This window comes from Actinomyces succiniciruminis, assembly GCF_900002405.1.
GTDB lineage: Bacteria > Actinomycetota > Actinomycetes > Actinomycetales > Actinomycetaceae > Actinomyces > Actinomyces succiniciruminis.
The window spans coordinates 39,219-53,982 of the sequence record NZ_LK995525.1 but is presented as its reverse complement, the minus strand read 5'-3'; the positions used below and the strand labels follow the sequence as shown (position 1 = coordinate 53,982).

Below are 14,764 nucleotides of genomic sequence, written 5' to 3'. Positions count from 1 at the left end.
GAAGCGTGTTGCTCCAGTGCGGCTCGCCGACTGGGGCGGGGCGAGAAGCGGCCTCCTCGCCCCGCCCCATGCGCCGACTACTTCATCTCGGAGCTCTCGACGGCGGCGGTTGCCTCCGCCCGGCGGTGCCGGTAGCGGCGGATGGCGAGTGCCTCGAGCGCGAGCAGGCCGATGCCGAGCACAGCCAGGACGCCCCAGGTCAGGTACTCCCAGGAGGCCCGCTGCACATCCGGCTGACCGTCCTGGTAGATCCAGGAGTTGGCGACGGTGTACAGGATGTTGTGCGCGGACTCCCGCATGGCGATCACTCCGGTGGCGGAGGTGTTCTGCACGGAGTTGACGGTGATGTCCGTGGTGGCGAGCATCATGTCACCGCCGTTGCGGGTGAGCTGGTCGGCGTTCTGGTAGCCGTAGCCGGCGAAGTAGTCCGTCAGCGTCATGCCGCGGAAGCCCCACTCGTCACGCAGCACGGTCTGCTGCAGCTCGGGCAGTGCTCCGGCATAGGTGGTGCCGATGTAGTTGAAGGCGGTCATCACCGCGCCGGCGCCGCCGTCCTTGATGCCGATTTCGAAGGGCTTGAGGTAGATCTCGCGGATCGCCTGTTCGTTGGACCAGGTGGCCAGCATGTTGGTGCGGTTGGTCTCCTGGTCGTTCATGGCGAAGTGCTTGATGAAGGCGTACACCCCCAGTTCCTTGGCGCCCTGGATCTCCTGGGCGACCTGGGTGCCGGCCAGGACCGGGTCCTCGGAGAAGTACTCGAAGTTGCGGCCCGCGTAGGCGTAGCGGTGAGTGTTGGTGGCCGGTGCATACCAACCGGCCACGTCCATGTCGTGGGCCATGGTGCCGATGGCGGTGCCGAATTCGTGTGCCAGCTCCTGGTTCCAGGTGGCGGCGACGGACACCGCCGACGGCAGGCCGATGGAGCCGACGCCGGTGAAGTTGTTGTTCAGCGAGGCGGGCCCGTCCACGTCGGACACGCGGACCTTGCCGACGGAGTCCACGGCCACGGAACCGTAGCCGCCGTTGGCGATCAGGCTGTTCATGTCGGCGACGGACAGCTGGTCGAGCAGCTGATCCCACTTGGGGTCGTCGTAGTCCAGGCCGTACATGTCGCCCAGGACCAGGCCGTTGTCGGCGCCGGTGGTGGGCATCTGGTCGGAGTCGTTGTCGAAGGCGGTGGAGTCGTAGTTGGAGTTGGCGACGAAGGCCGCCCGGTGCTCCTCGGACATCTCCAGGCTGGCCGGAGCGGCGGTGGCCTCCTCGTAGTTGGCGAAGGAGTCCGCCCGGGAGAGGTAGGTGACGTCACCGGCGGCGGCGTCGAACTGGTTGGTGGCGGCGATGGCGTCACCGCTGTGCGTGTTGTCGTCGGAGTCGTAGGTGATGGTCGCATCGACCGTGAGGGTCTGCTCGTCGATCACCGTGTGGGAGTCCGAGCGCAGGGAAATGGTGTAGTCGCCGGCCTCGAGCACATAGGCCCGAGCGTTCTGGTAGTCGTAGGAGGCCATGTCGTCCTCGGCGAAGGTGACGGTGACGGTCTCGGAGGCGCCCGGCTCCAGCAGGCCGGTCTTGCCGTAGGCGGCCAGGTTCACGGCCGACTTCTCAATGCCGCCGTTGGTGTAGGGCGCGGTGTAGTAGACCTCCACGACGTCCTTGCCGGCCGTGTCTCCGGTGTTGGTGACGGTCACGTCGAGGCTGATCGTGCCGTCGGCGTCGCGGCTGATCTCCCCCATCTCCTGGGTGAAGGTCGTGTAGGACAGGCCGTAGCCGAAGGGATAGGTGACGGCCTCGTCGTAGTCGATGACGCCCTCGACGGCAGCCGTCTCATACCAGCGGTAACCGACGTAGATGCCCTCCACGTAGTTGACGAAGGCGGGGTAGGTGGTGGCGTCGGTGAAGGGCGAGGACTGGCCGTACTCCTCCATGTTGGTGTAGGTGAAGTCGCCGAAGTTGTTGGCGGCCGGAGAAGCCTTCAGGTCTGCGGCGAACGTGTCTGGAGTCTTGGCGGAGGGGTTGACCTCGCCGTCGAGGATGCGACCCAGGGCGTTGAAGCCCACCTGCCCACCGGGGATAGCCCAGATGATGGCGTCAATCTCGGGGTCGGCGGCCAGATCGGACAGGTCGAAGGCGTTGGCGCCGTTGTAGACGACGACCACGGTCTCGGAGTTGTCCTTGGCGAGCTGAATGAGGTCGCGCTCGGGGGCGGTCAGCTCCAGGTAGCCCTGCCCGTCGGCGAAGTCGGGCTGGTCAGTGGAGTTGTCGGTGTATGAGAAGGCGCCGTTGGCGGCAACCTCGGCGTTGACGTCCTGAGGCAGGTCGAAGCCCTCCCCGCCGGAGCGGGCGATGGTCACCACCGAGGTGTCGGAGAAGTCCTGGATGGAGCTCACGACGGCGTCGGTGTACGCCTCGGAGGTGGGCTCCGGCAGGGTCCAGTCGGCGGCGAACATGCCGACCTCGGGGCGCTCGGCGCGGTAGTCGGTGTAGAGGTCACTCAGTTCGGCGTTGGTCTCGAACCCGGCGTTGTGCAGGCCGTCCAGCAGAGAGGTCGTGGGGTTGTCGGGCGAGAGAGAGCCGGATCCGGTGCCGCCGTAGACGGGGTTGGTGGAGGCCCAGCCGAGCACGTTGATGGCGGAACCGTCTTCAAGCGGCAGGGCGGCGTTGTCGTTCTTCAGCAGAACCATGCCCTCGTCGGAGATCGTGTTGCCGAGTTCTTCGACGGAGGCCTTGGTTTGCTCGGTCAGTGTGCCGGAGCCGGAGGAAAGGTCAAGGATGGTCTTCAGACCGCCGTACATCATGCCGGTCACGGCAACCGCGATGGCGGCTACCGCGGCGATCCAGGTGGTGGAGCGCACGAGCTTGCGGGTCGGCTTGTTGAGCCTGCGCACGGCAATCGTGATGATGAGCGCTGCCAGCAGCGCCACACCGATGGCGATCAGTTGCGGCCGCAGGCTCGCCACCACGTTCCAGACGTCGTTCCAGTTGATCGACAACACTGTCGGGACACCTCTCTGTGTTCCCCGCATGGGATTGCGAGGGGGATGGGGATGCTCACCGGCGGGACGGGCCTCGAACCACCACTCGGCGTCCGGGGCCGCGTACTACCGGCCATTGACATGCAGTCGTATTCTCGGCCGATATCAGTCCGCTACACCGTCTTGACCGCTCGATCTGTCGGTTCGTGCGCATAACCTGTCAAACGCCAGTCCGGGTCCGCTTCGCGATCATCGAACGGCCCAGGAGGATCCATGAGCACCACACGCATACTCATCTTGATCGCCGTCTACGCGCTCAGCATCATCATGGTGCTGCTGACATTGCCCCTCCTGCGCGGCGGAGCCCGCCCGGACAAGGCACGCATCACCGAGCCCGTGCCCGGGGCGGGAACGACCACCTACGAGTACCCCGTCCAGCGTCCCAGTGCGGCGGTCAATGTCGCCCTGGTCATCCTGTTAGGATGCGGCGTCCTCTTCCTCGTCCTCCTCGCCCTGCCCGCCGTTGACAGTCTGCAGGCCGTCGGGATATTCGCCGCCCTCGCGCTTGTATCCATCGGCTTCGGCTGCTATTCCCTGGCCGCCTATCGCAACTGCAGCCTCATCGACGCTCCCACGCTGATCGCCGGCACCGACTGGCGGGGCCGTGCCGTACAGATCCCCCACCAGGAGATCACCTCCTTCTCGAACACCGGCCAGCGCTCCTCCGTCGTGCGCGACCGGCACGGAAGGAAGGTGCAGCTCAACATGAACTGGTTCTCCGCCCCCAACCTGGCCCTCTACCTGCTGCGTGCCACCGCCGAGGGCCGCTTCCCGGGCAAGCGTCCGGGCGACCCGCGGGAGCTCAACCGGGGTCTGAACCGGGTGCAGTCCGCGCTCAACTTCCAGTGCGCCAAACCCCTGCGGGAGGTACTGCTCCAGGGGCCGGCCGCCAATCCGGCGGCCTTCCGCCGTGACCCCACCGCGCCGGAGGGCACCGGCTGGACCGGCCCGGAGTATCAGGCGTGGGCAAATACGGTGAACACCATCTTCTGGAGCTAGGTCGTGCTGTGCGAGTCGGAGAGATGCCGACTAGCCCCCGACCGTAGTCCCGTCATGTGAGACGCCCGGGTGTCCTTTTGCCCACCGCCCGCGGCGCCCTTACCCTCACGCACGCGACCGCCGTCGAGCGCTGGAGACAGCAAGGAGGCACCCATGCGCACCCCCGCAGACCACGAAACCGCCCTTCCCGGGGCGGCCCCCACCGCCAACCGTGTGCCGACCGGGCCGCTCGGACCCGACGCGCCCGGCTACACCCCGCCCGCACCCGGCACCGACACTCCGCGCCACACGCTTCTACCCGCCTACTTCGGTCGCTTCGGCGGCCAGGAGGTCCCCGCCGAGCTGCTGCCCGCGCTCGACGAACTCGAGGCCGCCTACACCGAGGCCGTCGCAGACCCCGCCTTCGAGGCCGAGCTTGCGGACCTGCGGACAACCTACCTGGGGCGCGAGACACCCGTCTTCGAGTGCCGTCACCTGCCGCTGACCGGCGGCGCCCGCATCCTGCTGAAGCGGGAGGACCTGGCTCACGGCGGGGCCCACAAGGGCAACAACGCGCTTGGCCAGGCGCTGCTGGCCAAGCGCATGGGCAAGCGACGGCTGATCGCGGAGACCGGCGCCGGTCAGCACGGCACCGCCACCGCGATGGTGGCTGCGCTGATGGGCATGGAATGCACCATCTACATGGGTGCGCACGACGTGGAGCGGCAGCGCCCCAACGTAGAGCGCATGGAGCTGATGGGGGCCACCGTGGTGCCGGTGACCGCCGGACAAGCGGGCCTGAAGGATGCGATCGACGCCGCCCTCGCCGAATGGTGCACCCGCTTGGAGGACACCTTCTACCTGATGGGCTCGGCCACCGGGCCGCACCCCTTCCCCACGATCGTGCGGCATTTCCAAGAGGTCATTTCCGTCGAGTCTCGCCGCCAGGTGCTGGAGCGCTACGGCGCCCTGCCCGACGCCGTCATTGCCGCCGTGGGCGGCGGCTCCAACGCGATCGGCGCCTTCGCCGCCTACCTGGATGACCCGTCGGTGCGGCTGATCGGCGTGGAGCCGGCCGGACGAGGACTGGACACCGGCGAGCACGGCGCCCCCATCAACGCCGGCCGCACCGGGGTGCTGCACGGTATGCGCTCCTTCGTCATGCTCGACGACGACGGCAGTGTCCTGCCCTCACACTCGGTCTCCGCCGGACTCGACTACCCCTCGGTGGGGCCGGAGCACGCCTACCTGGCCGACACCGGGCGGGCCGAGTACGTGGCCGTCACCGACGCCGAGGCGCTGGAGGCCTTCCGGCTGCTGAGCCGCCACGAGGGCATTATTCCGGCCATGGAGTCGGCGCACGCCGTCGCCCAGGCACTCAAACTGGCCCGAGAACACGCCGAGACCGACCACCCCGACGCCGCCGAACCGCTGCTGCTGGTGAACCTGTCCGGCCGCGGCGACAAGGACATGGGCGAGGTGCGCGAGTACCTGTCCTGACGGACGAGGTACCCGCGCACCTGCCTGATCGCTCCGTTTTCTCAGTCGGCGCTCGCCCGGGCCTTGGCCCGCTTGGAACGCCACCGCAATACGACGGCGGTCATCGCGCCCACGCACAGCAGACCGGTCACCGCATCGATGATGATCGCCATGGTGGTGAGCCGGTCCAGGCCGCTGTCGTCGGGTTCCACGGTGTAGTTGCCGGAGTTGGCCACCGTGTACAGCACGTTCTTCGAGGCCTGCCGCAGCGCTGTCACCATGGTCGGCGAGTCCGGGTTCTCAATCTCGGAGCGGGCCTGGGAACCCATGCCCAGCATGATGTCGTTGCCGTTGAGTACCGAGTCCATGGTGATCTGGTAGCCGTAGGAGCCGTACCAGTCGGTCAGCACCATGCCTTCGAAGCCCCACTCGTCCCGCAGGACGCCGTTGAGCAGGTCGGCGTTGGCGCCGGCGTACCGGTTGCCGATGAAGTTGAAGGAGGACATCACCGCGTACGGCCCCTCCGCCCGGTTCTTCACCACGATCTCGAAGGGCTTCATGTAGATCTCCCGCATGGTCTGCTCGGTGGCGTAGGTCTGCAGCAGCGTGCAGCGGTTGATCTCCTGGTCGTTCATCACGAAGTGCTTGATGTAGCCGTACACGCCCTTGGCCGCCGCCGCGTTGGTGGTTGCCGAGGCGATCCTGCCGGCGAGCACGCCGTCCTCCGAGTAGTACTCGAAGTTGCGCCCGCCGAAGGCGGTGCGGTGGGTGTTCATGGCGGGGCCGTACCAGCCGTAGATGTGGGCGTCGGCGTACTCCTGGGCGATGCCCCCGCCGACTTCACCTGCCAGCTCGGTGTTCCAGGTCTGGGCGATGAGTACCTCGGCCGGGTAGGGGGTGCCCATCACGCCGATGACCCAGTCGTTCAGGCCGGCGGGCCCGTCGGAGTCGAGTGTGGCCCGCTTGTCGATGGAGCCAATGCCAACGGTCTGGAAGCCGCCGACGGCGACCAGCTCGGACATCTCCTTGACGGTGAGCTGGTCCAGCAGTTGTTCCCACTGCTCATCGTCGTAGGCCAAGCCGGTCATATCTCGCAGGCTCAGGTCGCCGTCCGCACCGGTCGTGGGCATGACCGCATCGGGATCCTCATGATCGGCCGGGTTGTAGTTGGCCACCGAGTAGGAGTCGATAAAGGCCTTCTCCTCCTCGGTCATGGTCAGGTCCTCGGCACTCGGCGCGGCGGTGGCCTCGTCATAGTTGGCGAATCCGCCGGCGCGGGAGAGAATAGGTGACGCCGCCCGCCGAGTAATCCTCGAAGCGGTTCGTGGCGACCTCGAAGTCGGAGGCGCGTCCCCCGGCGGAGTAGTCCACGTCGGCGTCCACCGTGAAGGTCTCGGAGTCCAACACGGTGTGGGAGTCGGAGCGCGCGGAGATGGTGTACTCGCCGGCCTCCAGCACGTAGCCGCCGTCGGCGGTCTTCAGGGCGGAGGAGTCGTAGGAGGCGAGCTCCTCCTTGGGAATCACGAAGTCGATCGCCTGGGTTGCACCGGGATCGAGCAGCTCCGTCTTGGCGAAGTCGACCAGGTTCACGGAGGCCTTCTCGATGCCACCATCGATGTACGGCGGCGTGGAGTACAGCTCGACCACGTCCTTGCCGGCCACGTCACCGGTGTTCGTGACGGTCACCGTCACCTGCACGTCGTCCCCGTCAGCATTGAAGGCGGTGATCTCGTGGGTGAAGTCGGTGTAGGACAGCCCGTAGCCGAAGGGGTAGCGCACGGCGGCGTCGTAGTCGAAGCCCTCCACGGCGTCGTCGTGGGCGGTCTCGTAGTAGCGGTAGCCGACGTAGATGCCCTCGTTGTAGCTCACGCGGCCGAGTACACCTTGGAATCCGGGATCCGCGGCCGTGTACTGCTCCACCAGGTCATCCACATTCGTGTAGGTGAAGTTGCCATAGTTGTTGTAGGCCGGCGTGGCGGTCAGGTCGTTGACGAACATGTCCACGGTGTGCCCGGAGGGGTTGACCTCGCCGGACAGGATGCGCCCGAGCGCCCCCATGGCGTTCTGGCCGGTTCCGGGGGCGAGCAGCACGGACTTGATGGAGGGGTAGTCGTCCAGCCAGTCCAGCTCCATCGTGTTGTTGGAGTTGATCAGCACGATCACCTGGGAGAAGTTGTCGTTGACGATCTGCAGCATGTCCCTCTCGGTGCGTGAGAGCTGCAGGTAGTGCTCGCCCGCCTCGAAGTCGTCGTAGTCGCCGTTGTTGGTGTACTCGGCGTTGAAGTAGGAGTAGCGCTCGTTGCCGCCGGCCACCGTCTCGGCCATCTTGGCGTAGTCGCCGTCGATCACGGCCTTCATGTCGGTGGGCAGGTCCTGTCCCTCACCGCCGGAGCGGGACAGGACCACCACGGCGGTGTCGGAGAAGTTCTTGGCCTCGTCCAGCACCTCGTCGGTGTAGGCGTCGGCGGTCGGCTCCGGCAGGGTCCAGTCGGTGAAACCGATCGTGCCGGTCTCCTGGACCTCACGGCTGTCCCGGTAGCTGGTGTACAGCGAGGTCAGCGTGTCGTTGGTCGTGTAGCCGGCGTCGTGCAGGGAGTCCAGGACGCCGGTCGCGTTGGACATGTCGGCGGCGCCGGAGCCGGTGCCGCCGTAGATCGGGACGGTGGAGGCCCACCCGAAGACGTTGAGGCTGGTGGTCTCGGCGGGCAGCGGCAGCAGGTCGTCGTCGTTCTCCGCCAGGACGAAGCCCTCGTCACCGACGCGGCCGATGATCTCCTCCGACGCGGCGCGCGAGGCGTCGGAAACCGATCCCCGCGCGTTGACGAGGATGGAAACGGTCGAGTACAGGGGACCGAAGATCACCAGATTGCCAATCACGACGACGGCCACGACGGCGGTCAGGCCGGCGCCCCAGCGCCACAAGTGCCGGTCCCCCTTCTTGGCCAGCCAGTGGGCGCCGATCGCCACCGCGATTGCAACCAGGATGATGGCGAGGAGCGCGTAGATGTAGCCGGCGCAGTTGTGCACATACGTTTCGACGTCGGCCGATGAGACTCCCATGCCGCCGAGAATCGGCGTCAGGATGTTGATGATGAGCTGGAGCACAATGGTCTCCTCGGACAGGTTGGGTTCGGGTCGTTCGGGTCGTGCCCCGAGGGGCTTGCGGCTCAGCGGGAGCGCGTCGGTCGTCGGCGCGGCGGCGAGCGGGCCATCGTTGGCACCCAAGACTTTATGGCCCCGATCACGCGCCCGGGCCCGATGCCGCACAATCTGTCGGCCCGGGCACATGTTCTGCTTGATCGCCGCCCGCCCGGCCCGTCTCACCACGTGTCACCGATTTGGCCCGGCCCGCACGCCGGTCTAACCTGCCGCCATGACCGCGTTCCGCACCAGCCAGTGGTGGTGGCTCCCCAATGGGCGAGCCACTCACGCCGCGTAGCCGGCGCCGGATCACAAGAGCTCGTCACCAGGCGGGCTCTTCGCATACGGGGCGAATCCCACCGGTGGCACGAACAGGAAGGCAACCGATGACGCTTCCCCCACCCACCGTGCTGACGCGGTCGGTGCGCTACCAGCACGACGGCGGCACCCTGCTGGAGCACCTGGCCCGCACCGGCCTGGTCGCCACCACGGCGGACACCGGCGAGCCGCGGCCGCTGGACACCGTCCTGCTGGAGTCGGTGGACATCGCCACCAAGGCCTCCCGCACGACGATCGCCGTCCTGGAGTCCTCGACCCGCCTGACCTGCCGCGGCAACGCCGTCGTGGCCGAGGTCCTCCCCCAGGCGCCCGCCGACGGCGCCGCCGCCCTGGACCGGCTGCGCACCGCCCTGGCCGCCCATGTCGCCGACGACGCCGCGGACAGCCTCACCCTCACCTTCCCTCCCGTCGCGAACGATTTGGAGGAGCGCGAGCGCCTAAAGGCGATCTCCACCATCGAGCCGTTGCGCGTGCTGGCTGCGGCCGACGTGGATCACCCGCACCTGCCGCTGGAGGCGGGAGTCTTCGCCTTCGACTACCTGGCGACCTTCGAGACGCTGCCCGAGGTCGCCATGGGCGCCAACACCTGCCCCGACTACCTGTTCTACGACGCCCGCATCATCCTGGTGATCGACCATCCCACCCGTGTGGCGACCCTGGTGGGTGCCTCGGTGGATGCCGCGAGTCTCGCCGCACGCCTGGACGCACTGGCCGCCGCCGCGGACGCCTTCGCCGCCGGGGACGCGGCCACGCCGCCCCCCGCCCCGCAGGACGCCGCTGAGGAGGCCGCCCATCCGGTCCTGCATGCCGCCCCCACCCAGTCCGACGCCGACTACGCCGCAGTGGTGGAGTCCATGAAGGAGTCGATCGCCGCCGGGGACGTGTACCAGGTGGTGCCCGCCCGCGGCTTCACCCTGCCCTGCCCGGACGCGATGGCCGCCTACCATGCGCTGCGCGAGTCCAACCCGAGCCCGTACATGTTCTACGTGGGCGCTCCCGACTTCGAGCTGCTCGGCGCCTCCCCCGAGTCCGCCCTACTGCATTCGGCCAAGACCGGACAGGTCGCCATTCGCCCGATCGCCGGCACCCGCCCGCGCGGACTGGTCCCAGACGGGGGGATCAGCCACGAGCTGGACACGCGCCTGGAACTTGAGCTGCGTACCGACGCCAAGGAGGTCGCCGAGCACGTGATGCTCGTGGACCTGGCCCGCAACGACGTCGCCCGGGTGTCCGTGCCCGGAACGCGCCGGGTCGGGGACCTGATGCGTGTGGACCGCTACAGCCGGGTCATGCACCTGGTCTCGGAGGTATCCGGGCAACTGGCCCCGGACCTGGATGCGCTGGACGCCTTCCGCGCCTCCATGACCATGGGCACCCTTACCGGCGCCCCCAAGCTGCGGGCGGCCGAGCTGATCCGCGACGCCGAGGGGGTGCGGCGCGGCAGTTACGGCGGCTCGGTCGGCTACTTCCGGGGCGACGGCGAACTGGATACCTGCATCGTCATCCGCTCCGCCTTCGTGCGCGGGGGTACGGCGCTGGTGCAGGCCGGGGCCGGCGTGGTCGCCGACTCGGTGCCGGCCGCCGAGGCCGCCGAGACCGTCCACAAGGCCAGCGCGGTGCTGGCGGCCGTCGCCGCCGCCCAGGGAGCCCAGCTCGTCATCGACTCCGGCAATGGCGCCGCCCGGCCGGAAGGGAGGCGCTGAAATGCGCGTAGTCCTGCTCGACAACCGCGACTCCTTCGTCTACAACCTGGTGGACCAGTTCGCCTCCCTGGGAGCGGATATCGCCGTCTACCGCAACACGGCCCCCGCCGCCACGGTGTTGAACGCGCTTGAACCCGCCGTCGGTGGCGACGCACACGCCGAAACGGCCCGCAGCGAGCGCCCGGTGTTGTGCCTGTCCCCCGGCCCCGGTCACCCGCGCGCCTCCGGCAACCTGATGGAACTGATCGACGCCGCCCTGGACCGCGGCATCCCCACGCTCGGCATCTGCCTGGGCTTCCAGGCGATCGTCGAGTCCTGCGGCGGCTCCATCGACCGGGTCGGGCCCGTGCACGGCCGCAGCGTGCGCGTGGAGTTGACCGAGGCCGGGCGCGCCGACCCGGCCTTCCGGGCCCTGCCCGACGGTCGCCTGGACGTGGCCCGCTACCACTCCCTGGGCACGCGGGAGTTGCCGCCGCCGTTGCAAGCGCTGGCGGTGACCGGGGCGGAGGATCCCGCCGGCCCCGGCATTGTGATGGCGGCCCGCCACCGCTCCCGCCCCGTCGTCGGGCTGCAGTTCCACCCCGAGTCCGTGCTGACCCCACAGGGCCCCACCATCCTGCACGCGCTTACCGCCGGCCTGGCCGCCGCCGCGATCACCTGACCGGCGCCGTCCCCACCCCCACGCAATTCCTCAAAACCGAATCATCAACCCCATTGTTTGTTTTAGGAGCACACCATGACCCCCGCACCCGCTGAGAACAACGCCATGCATACCCCCGCGGTGGCCGACGCCGAGGACGCGCACCGCCTGCTGCGCGGCGTCATCCAGGGCCGGCGCCTGACCCAGGATGAGACCGGCATCGTCTTCGCCGCGCTCGGCGCCGGAGACCTGTCCGAGGCCGAGACCGCCGCCCTACTGGCCGCCCTGCACGCCCGCGGCGAAACCGCCGATGAGGTGGCCGGCGCCGCGAGCGCCTTCCGCGACGCCGCCCGTCCCTTCCCCGAGGTCACCTTCCCGCTGGTGGACGTCGTCGGCACCGGCGGCGACGGCGTGGGCACCATCAACATCTCCACCGGCGCGGGCATCGTGGCCGCCTCCATGGGCGTATCCGTCGCCAAGCACGGCAATCGGGCCGTGTCCTCCAAGACCGGCGCCGCCGATGTCGTCGCCGCCCTGGGCCTGCCCCTGGACGTGGCTCCGGAGCGTGCCGTTGAGATCCTGGCCCGTGACCACTTCACCTTCCTGTTCGCCCAGGCATACCACCCGGCCATGCGGCACGTGGCCCCGATCCGCAAGGCCCTGGCGACCCCGACGATCTTCAACGTGCTGGGCCCCCTGCTCAACCCCGCCCACCTGACCTACCAGCTGATGGGGGTGGCCGACCCGGACATCCTGGACATGATCGCCGAGACCATGGTCAAGCTGGGCCGCAAGCGCGCCCTGATCGTGCACGGCGCGGGCACCGATGAGATCGCCGTGCACGGCACCACCCAGGTGCGGGAGGCCACCCCGCGCGGGGTCAAGGCCTACGAGGTCACCCCCGAGGAGCTGGGGGTGTCCACCTACGATCTTGCCGACGTGCTGGGCGGCGAGCCGGAGGAGAACGCCGCCCTGCTGCGGGAGGTCTTCGCCGGTCGGGGCGAACCCGCCCACCGCGACGCGATCGCCGTCAACGCCGGCGCCTTGCTGTACCTGGCCGGTCCGGCAGACAACCTGGCCGACGGCACCCGGATGGCCCTGGACCAGTTGGCCAGCGGCCGGGTCGCCGAGCACCTGGACTCCATGACCAAGGCCGCCGCGGAGGGTGAGGCCCGATGAGCGGCGCCCCCAACGCCGGCGGTGCCCGGCCTCAGCGCCGTCCGGTGGACGAGCGGCTGATCGCCACCGGCACCGTACTGGATGCGATCGTGGCCGCACGGCGCGAGCGCCTGCCCGAACTGCGCGCCCGCTTCGGGCACCTGCGCGCCGAGCAGCTGGAGCCCTCCCGGCGCTCCTTCGCCGACGCCCTGCGCACCCGCAGCGGCGATCACGCGAGCCCGCGGCCCGCCCTGATCATGGAGTGCAAGTCCGCCTCCCCCTCACGCGGCACGATTCGCTCCAGCTACGACCCGGCCGCGCTGGCGCGCGCCTACGCGCCGTGGGCGGCGGCGGTGTCCGTGCTGACCGAGCCGGACCGCTTCAACGGCTCCTTCGAGGACCTGGCCGCCGTGCGCGGCGCGGTGGACGTGCCGGTGCTGTGCAAGGACTTCATCGTGGACCCCGTGCAGGTGCTGGCCGCCCGCAGCCTGGGGGCGGACGCGATCCTGCTGATGCTCTCGGTGGTGCCGGACGACGTCTACGCCGAGCTGGCGGAGCTGGCGCACTCGCTGGGCATGGAGGTGCTCACGGAGGTGTCCACGCCCGCGGAGATGCACCGGGCCGCCGCCCTGGGGGCGCAGGTGATCGGCATCAACAACCGCGACCTGCGCACCCTGGCCACCGACATCTCCCGCACGGAGCAGATGGCACCGCTGGCGCCGTCCGGCGTGGTGCTGGTGGGCGAGTCCGGGGTGGAGACGGCCGACGACGTGCGGCGCCTGGCCGGGCAGGTGGATGCCCTGCTGATCGGCTCGGCCCTGTCGGCGGCGCCCGACCCGGGCGTGGTGGCCGAGGTGCTGGCCACCGCCGTGCCGGTGCCCGAACGCGGTCAGGCACGCGACGCCGCCCAACCCGCTGAACGGGTGGCCGGGGCGGATGCCGCCCGGGCGCAGCGGGAGCACGCCGACCACACGCACCCGCGGTTGAGCGCCTACTTCGGCCCCTACGGCGGCCAGTACGTGCCGGAGCTGCTGATCCCCGCCCTGGATCAGTTGGAGGATGCCTACATCGATGCCCAGGCGGACCCATCCTTCGCCGCCGAGCTGGACGAGCTCATGCGCCGCTACCTGGGGCGCCCGACCCCGGTGACGGAGCTGCACAACCTGCCCCGCGAGGGCAACGCCCGCATCTTCCTCAAGCGGGAGGACCTGGTGCACGGCGGCGCCCACAAGGGCAACCAGGTGCTGGGGCAGGCGCTACTGGCCAGGCGCATGGGCAAGACCCGCATCATCGCCGAGACGGGCGCCGGCCAGCACGGCACCGCCACCGCGATGGTGTGCGCGCTGCTGGGCCTGGACTGCACCATATACATGGGCGCCACCGATGTGGTGCGGCAGGCCGCCAATGTGGAGCGCATGGAGCTGATGGGGGCGCGGGTGGTGCCCGTGGCCAGCGGCGCCGGCACCCTGAAGGACGCCGTCAACGAGGCCCTGCGCGACTGGACCGCCTCCTTCGCCACCACCCACTACCTGCTGGGCACGGCCGCAGGCGCGCACCCCTTCCCCACGATCGTGCACGAGTACCACCGCTGCATCTCCCTTGAGGCGCGCGCCCAGATCCTGGCCCTGACCGGGCGCCTGCCCGATCAGGTGATCGCCTGCGTGGGCGGCGGCTCGAACGCGATCGGCATGTTCTCCGAGTTCATCGACGACGTCGGCGTCGGCCTGATCGGCGTGGAGCCGGCCGGCGAGGGGCTGGACACGCCCCGCAACGGCGCCCCGATCAACAACGGCACCACCGGCATCCTGCACGGGGCACGCAGCTACCTGATGCGCACCCCGGAGGGGCAGGTACGGGAGTCCTTCTCCGTGTCGGCGGGGCTGGACTACCCCGGCGTCGGGCCCGAGCACGCCTGGCTGGCCGATTCCGGGCGGGCCCGGTACGTTGCGATCACCGACGACGAGGCGGTGGAGGCCTTCCGCCTGCTGAGCCGCTGGGAGGGCATCATCCCGGCCCTGGAGTCCGCCCACGCGCTCGCACAGGCCCTCAAGATCGCCCGCGAGACTCCGCCCGACGCCCCCACGCCGCACCTGCTGGTGTGCCTATCCGGGCGCGGGGACAAGGACCTGGAGCAGGTGCGCATGCGCCTGGGCGGCAGCTTCTCCGAGGATTCCGCCGTCGCCCGGGCCGCCGCCATGGTGGAGCAGATGGGCAAGCGCACCGAGTACCTGTCGCTGGCACGTGCCGGGGCGAACGCAGAGTCGGCAGCGCCGACTCACCAGTCTGAGGAGGCCTGA

Annotated in this window: 9 protein-coding genes; 6 read left to right on the top strand and 3 right to left on the bottom strand. The window is 69.3% G+C overall.

Annotated elements, in window-relative coordinates; all coding sequences use genetic code 11:
• Nucleotides 1-77: 77 nt before the first annotated feature.
• Nucleotides 78-2,990, bottom strand: coding sequence for a glycoside hydrolase family 3 protein (locus BN1056_RS10405; protein WP_210580973.1), 2,913 nt, complete (start codon nucleotides 2,988-2,990; stop codon nucleotides 78-80).
• Nucleotides 2,991-3,242: 252 nt separating this feature from the next.
• On the opposite strand from BN1056_RS10405, the gene BN1056_RS10400 reads away from it, so the two are divergent.
• Together BN1056_RS10400 and trpB (BN1056_RS10395) are read left to right on the top strand one after the other, a co-directional pair.
• Nucleotides 3,243-4,028 carry a hypothetical protein gene (locus tag BN1056_RS10400; protein ID WP_210580971.1) on the top strand — a complete coding sequence of 262 codons (786 nt, stop codon included), beginning with the start codon at nucleotides 3,243-3,245 and terminating at the stop codon, nucleotides 4,026-4,028.
• Between the two features lie 153 nt (nucleotides 4,029-4,181).
• The gene (gene trpB, locus BN1056_RS10395; RefSeq protein ID WP_210580968.1) at nucleotides 4,182-5,507 is read left to right on the top strand and encodes a tryptophan synthase subunit beta; all 1,326 of its coding nucleotides are present in this window, start codon (nucleotides 4,182-4,184) and stop codon (nucleotides 5,505-5,507) included.
• Nucleotides 5,508-5,548: 41 nt separating this feature from the next.
• On the opposite strand, the gene BN1056_RS10390 is transcribed toward trpB (BN1056_RS10395), so the two are convergent.
• Nucleotides 5,549-6,700: a glycoside hydrolase family 3 N-terminal domain-containing protein gene (locus tag BN1056_RS10390; protein ID WP_210580966.1), complete on the bottom strand. Its 1,152-nt coding sequence runs from the start codon at nucleotides 6,698-6,700 to the stop codon at nucleotides 5,549-5,551.
• Nucleotides 6,701-6,737: 37 nt separating this feature from the next.
• Complete coding sequence (locus BN1056_RS10385; RefSeq protein WP_210580964.1) at nucleotides 6,738-8,591, bottom strand: glycoside hydrolase family 3 C-terminal domain-containing protein; 1,854 nt, start codon at nucleotides 8,589-8,591, stop codon at nucleotides 6,738-6,740.
• A 422-nt stretch (nucleotides 8,592-9,013) separates the two neighbouring features.
• On the opposite strand from BN1056_RS10385, the gene BN1056_RS10380 reads away from it, so the two are divergent.
• The 4 genes from BN1056_RS10380 (at nucleotide 9,014) to trpB (BN1056_RS10365) (ending at nucleotide 14,764) form a co-directional block, all read left to right on the top strand.
• Entirely contained in the window at nucleotides 9,014-10,669 is a 1,656-nt protein-coding gene (locus BN1056_RS10380; RefSeq protein ID WP_210580961.1) for an anthranilate synthase component 1, read from the top strand.
• A gap of 1 nt (nucleotide 10,670) precedes the next feature.
• Nucleotides 10,671-11,330 carry an anthranilate synthase component II gene (locus BN1056_RS10375; RefSeq protein WP_210580959.1) on the top strand — a complete coding sequence of 220 codons (660 nt, stop codon included), beginning with the start codon at nucleotides 10,671-10,673 and terminating at the stop codon, nucleotides 11,328-11,330.
• Between the two features lie 75 nt (nucleotides 11,331-11,405).
• Nucleotides 11,406-12,488 (top strand): anthranilate phosphoribosyltransferase, encoded by a 1,083-nt coding sequence (gene trpD / locus BN1056_RS10370; protein ID WP_108967524.1) that lies wholly within the window; start codon nucleotides 11,406-11,408, stop codon nucleotides 12,486-12,488.
• Entirely contained in the window at nucleotides 12,485-14,764 is a 2,280-nt protein-coding gene (gene trpB, locus BN1056_RS10365) for a tryptophan synthase subunit beta (protein WP_210580957.1), read from the top strand. Before trpD ends, trpB (BN1056_RS10365) begins: the two co-directional genes overlap by 4 nt.

Coding starts and splice junctions, on each gene's coding strand:
- BN1056_RS10400 (WP_210580971.1), top strand. CDS start 3,243: ATGAGCACCACACGCATACTCATCTTGATCGCCGTCTACGCGCTCAGC.
- trpB (WP_210580968.1), top strand. CDS start 4,182: ATGCGCACCCCCGCAGACCACGAAACCGCCCTTCCCGGGGCGGCCCCC.
- BN1056_RS10390 (WP_210580966.1), bottom strand. CDS start 6,700: ATGACCGAGGAGGAGAAGGCCTTTATCGACTCCTACTCGGTGGCCAAC.
- BN1056_RS10380 (WP_210580961.1), top strand. CDS start 9,014: ATGACGCTTCCCCCACCCACCGTGCTGACGCGGTCGGTGCGCTACCAG.
- BN1056_RS10375 (WP_210580959.1), top strand. CDS start 10,671: ATGCGCGTAGTCCTGCTCGACAACCGCGACTCCTTCGTCTACAACCTG.
- trpD (WP_108967524.1), top strand. CDS start 11,406: ATGACCCCCGCACCCGCTGAGAACAACGCCATGCATACCCCCGCGGTG.
- trpB (WP_210580957.1), top strand. CDS start 12,485: ATGAGCGGCGCCCCCAACGCCGGCGGTGCCCGGCCTCAGCGCCGTCCG.